Annotated in this window: 12 protein-coding genes; 10 read left to right on the forward strand and 2 right to left on the reverse strand. The window is 66.2% G+C overall.

Going from position 1 to position 12,909, the window contains the following annotated elements; genetic code table 11:
* The first annotated feature begins 51 nt into the window (after nt 1-51).
* The 9 genes from xrtB to PFX98_RS14045 are packed head-to-tail and all read left to right on the forward strand — an operon-like array spanning nt 52 to nt 9,585.
* Nucleotides 52-891 carry an exosortase B gene (gene xrtB, locus PFX98_RS14005; protein ID WP_285231119.1) on the forward strand — a complete coding sequence of 280 codons (840 nt, stop codon included), beginning with the start codon at nt 52-54 and terminating at the stop codon, nt 889-891.
* Nucleotides 888-1,577, forward strand: a complete 690-nt coding sequence (gene epsI / locus PFX98_RS14010) for an exosortase-associated protein EpsI, B-type (protein WP_285231120.1) — start codon at nt 888-890, stop codon at nt 1,575-1,577. Before xrtB ends, epsI begins: the two co-directional genes overlap by 4 nt.
* A 13-nt stretch (nt 1,578-1,590) precedes the next feature.
* Nucleotides 1,591-2,712 carry a GDP-mannose 4,6-dehydratase gene (gene gmd / locus PFX98_RS14015; protein WP_285231121.1) on the forward strand — a complete coding sequence of 374 codons (1,122 nt, stop codon included), beginning with the start codon at nt 1,591-1,593 and terminating at the stop codon, nt 2,710-2,712.
* A gap of 14 nt (nt 2,713-2,726) precedes the next feature.
* Complete coding sequence (fcl, locus tag PFX98_RS14020; RefSeq protein WP_285235593.1) at nt 2,727-3,671, forward strand: GDP-L-fucose synthase; 945 nt, start codon at nt 2,727-2,729, stop codon at nt 3,669-3,671.
* Between the two features lie 10 nt (nt 3,672-3,681).
* Nucleotides 3,682-5,196, forward strand: coding sequence for a lipopolysaccharide biosynthesis protein (locus tag PFX98_RS14025; protein WP_285231122.1), 1,515 nt, complete (start codon nt 3,682-3,684; stop codon nt 5,194-5,196).
* Complete coding sequence (locus PFX98_RS14030) at nt 5,197-6,612, forward strand: O-antigen ligase family protein (RefSeq protein ID WP_285231123.1); 1,416 nt, start codon at nt 5,197-5,199, stop codon at nt 6,610-6,612.
* Nucleotides 6,613-6,621: 9 nt separating this feature from the next.
* Nucleotides 6,622-7,539, forward strand: coding sequence for a glycosyltransferase family 2 protein (locus PFX98_RS14035; protein ID WP_285231124.1), 918 nt, complete (start codon nt 6,622-6,624; stop codon nt 7,537-7,539).
* 6 nt (nt 7,540-7,545) lie between these two features.
* Entirely contained in the window at nt 7,546-8,418 is an 873-nt protein-coding gene (locus PFX98_RS14040) for a glycosyltransferase family 2 protein (protein WP_285231125.1), read from the forward strand.
* Between the two features lie 42 nt (nt 8,419-8,460).
* Entirely contained in the window at nt 8,461-9,585 is a 1,125-nt protein-coding gene (locus PFX98_RS14045; RefSeq protein ID WP_285231126.1) for a glycosyltransferase family 4 protein, read from the forward strand.
* A gap of 28 nt (nt 9,586-9,613) precedes the next feature.
* On the opposite strand, the gene PFX98_RS14050 is transcribed toward PFX98_RS14045, so the two are convergent.
* Nucleotides 9,614-11,536: a heparinase II/III domain-containing protein gene (locus PFX98_RS14050; protein WP_285231127.1), complete on the reverse strand. Its 1,923-nt coding sequence runs from the start codon at nt 11,534-11,536 to the stop codon at nt 9,614-9,616.
* Here PFX98_RS14050 and PFX98_RS14055 point away from each other — a divergent pair.
* Nucleotides 11,526-11,960, forward strand: a complete 435-nt coding sequence (locus PFX98_RS14055; RefSeq protein ID WP_285231128.1) for a hypothetical protein — start codon at nt 11,526-11,528, stop codon at nt 11,958-11,960. The two genes, PFX98_RS14050 and PFX98_RS14055, sit on opposite strands and share 11 nt — an antisense overlap.
* A 152-nt stretch (nt 11,961-12,112) precedes the next feature.
* Here PFX98_RS14055 and PFX98_RS14060 read toward each other — a convergent pair whose 3' ends face one another.
* Nucleotides 12,113-12,907, reverse strand: coding sequence for a WecB/TagA/CpsF family glycosyltransferase (locus PFX98_RS14060; protein WP_285231129.1), 795 nt, complete (start codon nt 12,905-12,907; stop codon nt 12,113-12,115).
* Nucleotides 12,908-12,909: the final 2 nt, after the last annotated feature.

Raw genomic sequence — 12,909 nt, forward strand, 5'->3', positions numbered from 1 at the left:
TCGCTGTTGCATATGTCCGGAAAGAGCGACTCTGCCCTGATCCCTCGCGCGATGGATGTGCCGGCCCTTGTGCTGGTGCTTGCCGGCTTGCTGGTCATGTACGGCCCGGTGTACGTCGAGCTCAGTCGCACGATCTGGAGTTCGGACGAGCAGGGCCATGGCCCCATCATCTTTGCCGTCAGCCTGTGGCTGCTTTACGGCGCGCGCCACGAGTTGGCGGAGCTTCGGGTCAGCGCCGCGCCGATCAGCGGTTTCGCGCTGCTGCTTTTTTCGGCCCTGCTGTTCGCGGTGGGCAAGTCGCAGGACATCTGGATCTTCACCATCGGCTCGCAAATCGGCGTGCTCGGCGGCCTGGCCCTGCTGTTCAAGGGTTGGCAGGGTTTGAGGAAGATCTGGTTCCCGCTGTTCTTCCTGCTCTTCATGGTGCCCCTGCCCGAGGCCCTGGTGGCGGCCGTCACCGCGCCGCTGAAATCGGCGGTGTCGGCGGTGGCCAGCGCCCTGCTGTATCACCTCGGCTATCCGGTGGGTCGATCCGGCGTGACGCTGACGGTCGGGCAGTACCAGTTGCTGGTGGCCGACGCCTGCGCGGGCCTGAACTCGATGTTCACGCTCGAGGCGCTGGGCATGCTTTACATGAACCTGATGAAGTACACCTCGGTCGCGCGCAATGTGTCGCTGGCGGTGGCGCTGGTGCCCATCGCCTTCGTGGCGAATATCTGCCGCGTGATGATCCTGGTGCTGGTGACCTATTACTTTGGTGACGCGGCCGGCCAGGGCTTCGTGCATGGCTTTGCCGGCATGGTGCTGTTCATGCTGGCGCTGGGCTTCATGCTGGTGGTGGACAAGCTGCTGGGCTACTTCTTCAAGGCCGAGCGGGGGCAGGCGGCATGAAGCGCGTGCGTTGGCAGGCCCTGGCGGTGGCGGCTTTGCTGGTTTCGGCGTCCGTCGCCGGCCATGTGGCAAGGCCCACCATCCATCTGGCCGATCAGCAGGCCAAGCTGGATCTGGAGCAGCTGTTTCCCAAGAAGTTCGGTTCCTGGGCGGAAGACACCAGCATGCCGGTGGGCATCGTCTCACCGGACGTGCAGGCCAAGCTCAACGAGCTTTATGCGCAGGTGCTCAGCCGCACCTATGTGAACGAGCATGGCATGCGCATCATGCTTTCTGTGGCCTACGGCGGCGATCAATCGGACGCCACGCGCGCGCACCGGCCCGATGTCTGCTACCCGGCCCAGGGCTTCGACATCCTGTCGCGTCGCTACGATGCGGTTGCGCTGGATCATGCGCAGCTGCCGGTGCGCCGCATGGTGGCCAAGCTGGGTTCGCGCATCGAGCCGGTGACCTTCTGGTTTGCGGTGGGCGAGTACACCGCGGCGTCCGGGCAGGATCAGAAGCTGGCGCAGATGCGCTACGGCTTGCGCGGCATCATCCCCGACGGCATGCTGGTGCGCGTCTCCAGCATCGGTGCCGACGAAACGGCGGCCTTCGCGGTGCAGGACCGCTTCATCGCCGAATTGAAGGCCGGCATGGCCCCTGGCCTGGCGCCGCGGGTCTATGGCAGCAAGTTGACACATTGAATGGGAGTTCGCCGTGGAAGATAAGAAAGTCGCACTGATCACGGGTGTGACCGGGCAGGATGGCGCCTACCTGGCCGAGCTGCTGCTGAACAAGGGCTACGAGGTGCATGGCATCAAGCGCCGCGCCTCCTCGTTCAACACCGACCGCATCGACCACCTCTACCAGGATCCGCATGTCGACCACCAGAGCTTCAAGCTCCACTATGGCGACCTGACCGACAGCACCAACCTGATCCGCATCATCCAGCAGGTGCAGCCCGACGAGATCTACAACCTCGCCGCCATGAGCCATGTGGCGGTGAGCTTCGAGACGCCCGAGTACACCGCCAATGCCGATGGCATCGGCACGCTGCGCATCCTGGAGGCGATCCGCATCCTCGGCCTGGAGAAGAAGACGCGCTTCTACCAGGCCAGCACCAGCGAGCTCTACGGCCTGGTGCAGGAAACCCCGCAGAAGGAGACCACACCCTTCTACCCGCGCAGCCCCTACGCGGTGGCCAAGCTGTATGCCTACTGGATCACGGTGAACTACCGCGAGGCCTACGGCATGTATGCCTGCAACGGCATCCTCTTCAATCACGAGAGCCCGATCCGCGGCGAGACCTTCGTGACGCGCAAGATCACGCGCGCCATCGCGCGCATCGCGCTGGGCCTGCAGGACTGCCTCTACCTCGGCAATATGAGCGCGCTGCGCGATTGGGGGCATGCGCGCGACTACGTCGAGATGCAATGGCTGATGCTGCAGCAGCAGCAGCCCGAGGACTTCGTCATCGCCACCGGCGTGCAATACAGCGTGCGCCAGTTCGTTGAGTTCGCCGCCGCCGAGCTGGGCATCACGGTCGCCTTCGAGGGCGAGGGCGCGGCCGAGATCGGCCGCGTGGCGGCGGTGACGGGCGACAAGGCCAAGTGCAAGGTGGGTGAGGTGATCGTCAAGGTCGACCCGCGCTACTTCCGCCCCACCGAGGTCGAGACCCTGCTGGGCGACCCCAGCAAGGCCAAGGAAAAGCTGGGCTGGACGCCCAAGACCACGCTGCGCGAGCTGGTGAGCGAGATGGTGCTGGCCGACTACACCGCCGCGCGCCGCGACAGCCTCGTCAAGCTCGCCGGCTTCCAGGCCTACGACTACAACGAGTGAGCGCGGCCGTGCAGATGCAAGCAGACAGCAAGAGCGCCAAGATCTTCGTCACCGGCCATCGCGGCATGGTGGGCTCGGCCCTGGTGCGCCGGCTGCAGCGCGGCGGCTACACCAACATCGTCACCGCCGGTCGCACCGAGCTGGACCTGCTGGATCAACGCGCCGTGCAGGCCTGGCTGGCGCGCGAGCAGCCCGACTACATCTTCATTGCGGCGGCCAAGGTGGGAGGCATCCAGGCCAACAACGTCTACCGTGCCGACTTCCTGTATCAGAACCTCATGATCGAGGCCAATCTGATCCATGGCGCGCACCTAGCCGGCGTACAGCGCCTGATGTTCCTCGGCTCCAGCTGCATCTACCCCAAGCTGGCGCCGCAGCCGCTGCGGGAAGACTATCTGCTGACCGGCCCGCTGGAGCCCACCAACGAGCCCTACGCGATCGCCAAGATCGCCGGCATCAAGCTCTGCGAGGCCTACAACGCCCAGTACGGCCGCCAGTACATCAGCGTGATGCCCACCAATCTCTACGGGCCCAACGACAACTACGACCTCGCCAGCAGCCATGTGCTGCCGGCGCTGATACGCAAGGCCCATGAGGCCAAGCTGCGTGGCGACAGCGAATACGTGGTCTGGGGCAGCGGCACGCCGATGCGCGAGTTCCTCTACGTGGATGATCTGGCCGATGCCTGCGTGTTCCTCGCCGAGCGTGGCTACGACGGCCCGCTCGTCAACATCGGCACCGGCACCGACGTGAGCATCCGCGAGCTGGCCGAGACCACCATGGCGGTGATCGGCTTCGCCGGCCGCATCGTCTTCGATGCCAGCAAGCCCGACGGCACGCCGCGCAAGCTGATGGATGTCTCGCGCCTCACGGGGCTGGGCTGGACGGCCAGCACGCCGCTGCGCGCGGGCATTGCACTGGCCTATCAGGATTTCCTGGCACGCCGAGCACCGGCCTGAGCGGCAGACAATGGCGCAAAGCCTGGGTTCCAAAGCACTGGCGGCCGTGTCCTGGGGCGCCGGTGGCGCGCTCGTGCGCATGCTGCTGCAGATCGGCACCCAGGTGGTGCTGGCGCGCCTGCTGGGCCCTACCGAGTATGGCCTGTTCGCCATCGGCGCCATCGTGGTCAGCTTCAGCGGTTTCTTCTCCGACGTCGGCCTGGCATACGGGTTGATACAGAAGAAGGAGGTCAGCCCGGTGGACGTGCGCTTCGTCTTCACCTGGCAGCTCATCCTCGGCAGCCTGGTGACGGGCCTGATCTGGTGGGCGGCCGAGCCGATTGCCGGCTTCTTTGGCGATGTGCGTGCGGCCGGCGTGGTGCGCGCGCTTGCACCCGTGTGCCTGCTCAACGCCCTGGCCGCGCCATCGCTGAACCTGCTCAAGCGGGGCCTGGACTTCAAGCGCATTCAGCTCGCGCAACTGGTCGGCTATGTGCTGGGCTATCTCTGTGTGGGCATCCCGATGGCGTTGGTGAACCCGCATGTGCAGGCGCTGATCGCGGCCTGGTTGGTGCAGACCCTGGTCAGCGGGCTGATCCTCTACGCCGGGCCGCGGCATGCCTTGCGCCCCAAGCTCTGGTACGAGCAGGCGCGCGCGCAAAGCGCCTACGGGGCCACCGTGTTTGCGACCAACATCCTCAACTGGGCCATCAACAACACCGACCGCGTCTTCATCGGTCGCCTGTTTCCGGCCCGCGAGATCGGCCTCTACGCCACCACCTACAACATGCTTTACAACCCCACCAGCACGCTGCTGGGCGTGTTGCAACCGGTGTTCTTCTCGGCATCGGCGCGCATGGCCGAACGTGAGGAGGACGGCAGGGCAAGCATCGCACAGGGCTTCGCCGCGCTGGTGGCGGCGATCGCCTGTTTCGTCCTGCCGCTGTTTGCCATGCTGGCAGCCATGGCGCCCACCTTCATCCTGGTGCTCTACGGCAGCAAATGGGCCGGCGCCGCCGAGGTCTGCCGGCCCCTCGCATTGGCCATGCCGCTGTTCCTGATCTGGGGCATGGCCACGCCCATGCTCTGGACGGGCGGCAAGGCCGGCCGCGAATTCCGCGTGCAATTGCCGGTCGCGCTGCTGTGGGCGCTCGGCTGCTGGATGCTGGCGCCGCTGGGCATTGCCGCGCTGGCTTGGGGCGTGCTGGGCCTGTTCGCCGTGCGCTGCACGGTGGTGGTGATGTCGGCTCAACGCATGATGGGCATTTCGCTGCCGGCGCTATGGGAGGCGCTGCGCGGCGGCCTGCTGCTGACGGCGCTGATGGTCTTGCTGGCGCTGGCCGCCGAGGCGCTGTTGGCCGGCTTGCCCGCCCTGCTGCGCCTGCTGCTCGCTGCCGGCGCCGGCCTTGCCCTGTACTTGTGCGCAATCCGCCTGGCGCCCTGGATAATTCCACCCGCGCTGCAACGCGTGCTCGAGCAGGTCCTGCGCAAGCTGCCTGCATCAATTTCAACGCGATTGGCGTTTCTCGCCGGCATGAGGGTCTGAATGACAAGCGCTGATCTGCTGAGCTTCCTGATCTTTGGCGGCATCGCCCTGGCCCTGGCGATGGGCCTGGTGCTGGCGCAGGCGGCGGTGTTTTCCGCCGAGCAACATCATGGCCGATGGGTCACACCGCTGCTCCCCGTGCTGATGCTGCTGGCCATCTGCGTGGCCACGGCCACCTCGGGGCGCAAGCTCGGCCTGACCGATTTCGATGCCGACCTGCAAAGCGGCGTGGGGGGCGGCGGCGGCAGCGTGTTGCGCCTGTTTACCGCAACGCTGCTGGCCCTCAGCATTGCGCGCGCGTTCGGCCACCTGCGCCGCCGACAGCCAAATCCATCGAGGCCGGCGGCCACCGCGCTGATGTTCAGCTTCATGGCCTTCTTCGTCTCGGGCACCGTCCTGAGCAGCGCCTTCGGCAGCCACCCGGCCTTTGTGCACAACATGTTCTACGCGCCGGCGTTGTTCATCGCCGTCTACATCGGCCGCGACGAATGCCCTGACACCCTGGTGCGGCTGCTCAAATACGGCCTGCTGGGCATGCTGCTGCTGAGCCTGGCCCTGGTGGCGGTGAAGCCCGATCTGGTGCTGGAGCGGCCCTATCTGCGTAGCTGGGTGCCGGGACTGAATTTCCGCTTCTGGGGGCTGGGCTCGCATGCCAACAGCATCGGTCCGCTCGCCCTGCTGCTGATGCTGCTGGAGTACCTGCTGCCGGGCCGCCGCCTGCTGCTGCGTGCGCTGACCTGGCTGGTGGCGCTGGTGGTGCTGGTGCTCGCGCAGTCCAAGACCGCCTGGGCCATCTCGGGCCTGCTGGTGGCCGTGCTGGCCTGGTACCGCTGGTCGCGCGATGAGCAGGGGCGCATGCGCGTGGGCTTCCTGCTGACGGTCATCTTCATGGGCGTCTTCGTATGCGCCGCCTTGTTGCTGCTGGATACCGACCGGCTGCTCGCCAAGATCCTCTACAGCCGGGTTGGCAGCGACCTGTCCACGCTCACCGGCCGCGCCGCGATCTGGCAGGCGGCCATCGCCGCCTGGGAGGCCAACCCCCTGTTCGGCTACGGCCCCGAGGCCTGGGGCCCCGCGCACCGCGCCAGCATCGGCATGCTCTACGCCTTCAGCGCGCACAACCAGTTCTTCCAGTCGCTCAGCACGGCGGGCGGCGTGGGTGCGGCCTGCTTCGTTGTCTACTTCCTCTGCCTGGGCTGGTGTGCCTGGCGCGCCGCACCCGCTAGCAAGGGTGTCTCGCTGGCGCTGTTCCTGTTTGTCGCGGCGCGCTGCGTCACCGAGGCGCCGCTGTCCATTCATACGCTGTTCAACGCCGACACCTTGACGCATCTGGTGCTGTTTCGCCTGGTCTTGATCAACCCGGGCAGCAAGAAGCCCGCGCCGCAGCCCGCGGCGCTCCGCTTTGCCGCCGCTTAGCGTGCCCGCATGCAAGCGCCGGATTTTTCGATCGTCGTACCGCTCTACAACAAGCAGGCCTTTGTTGCGCAGGCACTCGACTCGATTGCCGCTCAGGACGCGCGGCACAGCCGTGAGGTCATCGTGGTGGACGATGGGTCGACCGACCAGGGCGCCGAGCTGGTGCGTGAGCTCGCCCTGCCGGGCGTGCGTCTGGTCCGGCAGGCCAATGCCGGCGTCTCGGCGGCCCGCAACCGGGGCTTCTCGGAGGCGCGCGGTCGTCTGGTCTGCTTTCTCGATGCCGACGACCAGTACTGCCCCGGCTTCCTCGACGCGATTGCCGCCCTGGAGCGCAACTTCCCCACGGCACGGGCCTATGCCGCCGGCTATTGGGACGTATGGCCCGACGGGCAGCGGCGCGCGCATCTCTACGACCCCGGCTTGCCGGCCGAGCCTTGCTTCCTGGTCCCTGATTTCTACGCGCGCTGGGCGCGCGGCCCCTTCCTTTCGACCATCAGCATTGCGGTGCAACGACAGTTCGTGATCGAGCAGGGCCTGCAGTTTCCGGTGGGCGAGAAATTAGGCGAAGACCAGGACATGTGGTTTCGCCTGGCCGAGCGCACACCCTTGGCCTATTGCAACGCACCGCTGGCCGAGTACAGGCAGGCGGTGGCAAACAGTGCCACCGCCGCCAGCCCGGTACAGCAGGTGCTGCCCTGCTACGAACGCCTGGCCGGGCGATTGCAAGCCGGCGAGGTCCCCACGCAGATGCGCGCAGGTGCGCGCAGACTGCTGGCCTCGCATTTGATCAATGTGGCGCGTGCGCTGAGCGCAGCGGGCCAGGGCGCGCATGCGCGCGCAATGCTGCTGCGCCCGGAGGCGCGGGCCAACCTGACCTATTGGTTGCGCAGCCTGCCCGGCGTGCTGCTGGCGACCGGCAGGGGCTGATACCTCATGCCGGCGCTCTCCTTGATATTGGCCACCGTGGGTCGGACCACCGATCTGGATAGGTGCCTGGATGCACTGGCCGCGCAAACAAGCAAGGACTTCGAAGTACTGGTCATTGATCAGAACCGCGATGCCCGCCTGCTGCCCCACGTCGCACGTGCTCAGGCGGCGGGGCTGGATGTGCGCCATCACCGCATGGACCGAGCCAGCCTGTCCGGCGCGCGCAATCTGGGCCTGACCGAGGCGCGGGGCCTATATGTGGCCTTCCCTGACGACGACTGTTGGTATGAGCCGGACACCGTTGAGCAAGTGCTATCGGCATTTGCCGCATCGCCCGAATTGGGTGGGCTCAGCATCAATTGGGTCGAGCAGAGTGCAGCGCTTGGCGAGGCGACCTCCGGGAGCGAGCTCAACCTGGCCGCATGGCGCGCTTATCGGGGCGGGGAGGCCAGCTCGATTTCGCTGTTTCTGCGCGCCGAGCTGGCCAGGCAGTTGCAAGGCTTTGACGAGCGCCTGGGCGTAGGGCAGTGGTTCGGCGCGGCCGAAGAGATTGATCTGGTGCTGCGCGCGCTTGGCACGGGCGCGCGTGTTGCGCGCCTCCGCGAGGCCCGGGTTCATCACGCCTATGGCAGGCAGGCCGCCATCCCTGCGCGCAGGCTATGGGTCTCGTCCCTGGCCAGAGCGCGAGGGACCGGGGCCGTCTATGCCAAGCATCGTCTTTCCGCTTGGGTCGTGGCACGTGGCCTCGTCGCGCCGGTGCTCAAGGCTGTGCTTCGGCTCAACTGGCAGGCATGCGTGGTTGGACTGGCGACCAGCCTTGGCAGACTGCAGGGCATGCGCGCCTGGCGCCGCGCGGAGCGCAAGCATCATCTGGGTTAGGCGTTGCTGGGCTGTTGGCAGGCATTTGGGGAGTTGGGCTGAATGAAGGTCGCTTTTGTTTTTGATTACGTCATGCACTATCACCGTGCGACCTTGCAAGCCATCGAGTCGCGCGTCAGGGATCTCGGCGGGCAATTCACTTTGTACACGGCGCGCCACGCGCAAGCGGGTACGGGCCGTGCGCCCCTCACCACGGCGGTTGTTGGCGACCAGCGGTTCTACACCCTGGCCGAGAAATATGTAGGCAGCTATGCCCTGCGCCACCAGCAAGGGCTGGTTGAGCAACTCGAGCAGCAACGGCCGGACATCATCGTCACGATGTGCCATTCGGGCACCTGGTCCGAATGGCTGATTGCCAAGAACAAGCGCAAATGGGGTAGTCGTCTGCTGGCATGGCAATGCGGCTACGAGTACAACCCGGGGCTTCTCAAGCGCAGCGTGCTGGCTGCGTTCATTCCCCGTTTCGACATGCATCTGTGCTACCACTCGAACGCGAAGCGCTACGCCATCGCCCATGGCGCCAGGCCCGAGCAGACGCTGGTGATGCACAACACGATCGACGAAGGGGCGATCGTCGCTGGCGACAAGCTCGAGGCGCGCCGGAGCCTGGAACAACGCCACCCCCAGTTGGCGGGCAAACGTCTCGTGCTTTACGTTGGTGCGGTGCTGGAAGAGAAGAACCTCGATCGGGTTTTCGAGGCGCTTGCACGGCTCAAGGACGAGCGCAACTTCTTCCTGCTGGTTGGCGACGGCCCCTATCTCGCCACGCTCAAGCAGCGCTACGCGCAACGCAGCGACTGGCTGGCCGCGGGGCGGGTGGTCGACGGTGTTGGCAGCTATTTCGACGCGGCCGATGTCTTCGTGCTGCCCGGCACCGGTGGCCTGGCCATCAACGAGGCCATGGCCCATCGGCTTGCCGTCGTCTCAGGCTACGCCGATGGCAGCGCCGACGATCTGGTACAGGACGGGGTCACGGGCTTCCGCCTGCAAGGCGACTCGGTGGAAGAGCTGGCGCACCGGCTTGGGCAACTGCTCGACGACCCAGGCCTGGCCAGAAGCATGGGCGACGCCGGCGAGCAGCGCATTCGCGGCGATCTGTCGTTCGAGCGCTTCATAGACCGCGTGATGCAGGGCTTGCTGACACAGGCGAAACCGGCGCGTCAATGATTTCGCGCAGCCGGCGGCGAGGGCCAGCCTAGTTGCTCGGACGAATCTCGCTGCTGAAGTTGGCGCTGGTGCCCACGGTTTCGAAATACAGCACATTGCGCTTGGTCGGCAGCGGCGTGGTGGGCGCCTTGCCGATGTAGACCCGTTGGCTGCCGGGGCCGCTGACGCTCAGCGTGTAGGTCTTGCTGCCGCATGTGAGCTGGGCCTGCCAGCTGCCGCCGGCCGTCCACATGGCCAGATCGGTCCAGTAGCTCAGACCGATGGCGCTGGGCAGGGGCGTGGTGGCGCTGGGGTTGAGCCCGCTCAGCGGCGCAATCTGGCAGGCACTGTGGAAGGCCAGACCCAGCCGCTTGGCGCTGGGTAGCAGGCCGGCCTGCAGGCTGCTGAGTGCAATGCTGGTCTGCTCGGCAAAGCCGCTGCTGGTGACGCGGTAGCCGCGGCTCACGCTGGCGCCGGGCCGGTAGTTGGCCTGCTTGGCCACGAGGCGGTTCTCGGTGGCCGAAAAGCTGCTCACCTCGCCCTTGTTCCAGCTCACCTGACCAAGCCCGTCTATCAGCACCACATTGTTGGCCGGGCCGCGGCTGAAGTAGTCGGTGTGGAAGGGCGAGGTATAGCTCACCGTGCCGGAGTCCGTGCTGATCTGCGTATTGCCTTCATACAACTCGTAGGTCAACGCTTCTTCCTGCGCGTGATTGGCCGCGGCCTGACCGTAATGGACAAACGCCTGCCAGGTGCCTGACTTGAGTACGGCCATGCGTATGGCCGGGAAGTTGCGGGTGTAGACGGCGGGCAACTGCGGTGCGGTCAGGCTGCTCGAGGCGGGTGGGTCCAGCAGGGATTCCCAGGTGCGCCAGCGGCTGGCCAGATCGACGCCGTAGTAGGTGGGCAGGACGCGGAACAGCTTCCAGTGGACGGCCGGCGTGGCCACCGGCAGCCGGGCCGCACTGTCGCTGGGGTTGGGCAGCATGTTGTCGGCGAAGCGGTAATCGAATGCCGCCAGCAGCAGCCGTAGCGTGTAATCGCGTTCGGCGCTGAAGCGCGAACTCTGCCCCTCCAGGGAGGCGCCCACCAGCAGCTTGGAGAGCGCGTCCACCACATAGTCGTTGTAGGCGAAGGTGCCCTCGATCCAGAGGTTGTCGGCGGTCACACCGTTCTTCAGCACGGCCAGCATGCCTTGGCTGCTGTTCTGCGCATAGTCGAGCAGGCTGCTGTTCTTGTAACGGACGCCGATGCCGGCCATCGCGGCGTAATGCCACAGGCTGATGTTGGTCATCGGCGATGTGACGGTCTTGAGGTTTTCCGCCATGGGCAGGAAGAGGCCGTCGCGCCAGGCCGCGTTGCGTGCGGTGCCGCCATAGCCCTCCAGCAGGCGGGCCGCATCGACCAGGGTAAAGCTGTCGTAGGCCTCGTCGAGGCCATGTCGGTACATCTGGCCACGGCCGTTGAAGGTGCGCACCGGCCAGGTCTTGTAATTCTTGGCGTAGAAGTCCAGCTGCTTGGCGGCCCATTCGCCGTATTTGGTTTCGCCGGTGAGGCGATAGATGCGTGCTGCCATCTGGGTGCGCGCGATGTTGTAGCCGCGCACATAGGCGACCCAGGCTTCGTAGAACTTCTGTTCGCCCGTGCCCGCGATCTTGGTGGGTTCAGGGCTGTCGGGCGTCCAGGTCACGAGGGCGCCCGTCTTGGGGTCCAGGTAGTTCTGCACCCAGCCACCCACCATGTCGGCACGTTCACGGCTTCTTGCGGACCAGTTGTCCACATCGGTCTTCTGTGCCTTGAGCCAGGTGGCGATATCGGCAGAGGTCTTGAGCTTGGCCGCCAGCGTCGTCCAGTCTTCCTTCGCCTCGCGGATGCCGTAGAACACGCCGGCGGCCGGCAATGCCAGGGACTTCGACGAGGACGCCGTGGTCGTGAGGCCGTCGCCGCTGGAGACCGGCGCGGTGGCGGTCAATTCGGTCTGGGTCCAGATCGTGCTGCCCGCCGCAGCGACGTCTGCCGAAGCGAGGATGCCGCTGTTCGTGGCCGACCCGACCACGGCCGTTGCCGTGGACTTCGTGCTGATGGATGTGCTTCCCGTTGCGGCGGCCTGGGTCTTTGCCGTCGGACGCGGGCTGGTCGCGGTGAGGGGTGTTGTCGCCGCCGCAGCGGGCGTGGCGCTCACGCTGGCCGATGCCGCCGCTGATGCCGCGGCCTCCGGCGCACTGGCGGCACTAGGCGCCGCCGCTCCGGCGCCACTCGCGGCGGCGTCTAGGGCTACCGTGCTGGGTGTGTTGCTGGCGAGCCCCTGCTCCGGTTTGGCCTGCTCGGTGCCACCGCCACAAGCCTGCAGCAGGCTGCAGGCGCTGAGGAACAAGATCAGGCTGGAGGCGCGATAGCGATCGGACGGCATGGCAGTGGCGGCTCTGGCTGAGTCGAAGCAAGTGATGCCGCTATTTTCGGCCTCCTTGGCCAAGCCGGCGGCTAAATGTTTGGGGGCATGCGCGCGCTTGGCCACATGGCGGCGTGCAGATTCCTCGAATCTGGCCGCCTAGCGCCGGCGCGTTACGAGATGCTTCAGGACCTGTGCAATGAAGATGCTGTTGCCCACCAGGTAGCGCTTCCACAGCCGACCCGGCTCCTGGCTGAGGCGGAACAGCCATTCAAGCCCGTTGCGCTGCATCCATTGTGGTGCGTGGCTCTTGGTGCCCGCGATCAGCGCAAAGGCGAAACCCACGCCCAGCGCGATGGGCTTGAGATGCGGCTGCTGCGCAAGCATCCAGGACTCCTGCTTAGGGCATCCCAGCCCCACGAAGACCAGGCCCGCACCACTTTGGTTGATCTGTTCGGTGATTTCGGCATCGAACGGCGGCTCAGCGGGCAGCATCGGCGGTGACACCGCGCCGGCGATCTTCAGCTCGGGAAACTGCGCCAGCAGATTGGCCCGCATCAGCTCCAGCTCCTGGGGCGTGCCGCCATACAGAAACACCGAAACGCCCTCGGCCGCCGCGCGCCTGCAGAGTTCCAGGGTCAGGCGAGGGCCGTTCACGCGCTCGGCGAAGGCCATGCCGTTCAGGTGTTTCAAGGCCCAGACCAGGGGCATGCCGTCGGTGACGACCCAGCGCGCCTTGGCCATGGCGCCGGCAAGCCCGGGCATGCTCAGCGCGCGTGTCACCATGTCGACGTTGGCGACGCAGACGATGCCGCCGGACCGGGCCGCTGCATCCCGCATGATGGCGTTGACGGCAGCCGTAAAACTGCCGCCGAAGAGCCGTATGCCAAAGAGCGAGGTTTCGACGAGCTCGGCTCGGCCCTGGCTCAGCGGCTCGCTAACGTGGGAATTCAAGG

Origin of the sequence: Paucibacter sediminis (assembly GCF_030254645.1) — a bacterium.
Classification (GTDB): Bacteria; Pseudomonadota; Gammaproteobacteria; order Burkholderiales; family Burkholderiaceae_C; genus Paucibacter_B; species Paucibacter_B sediminis.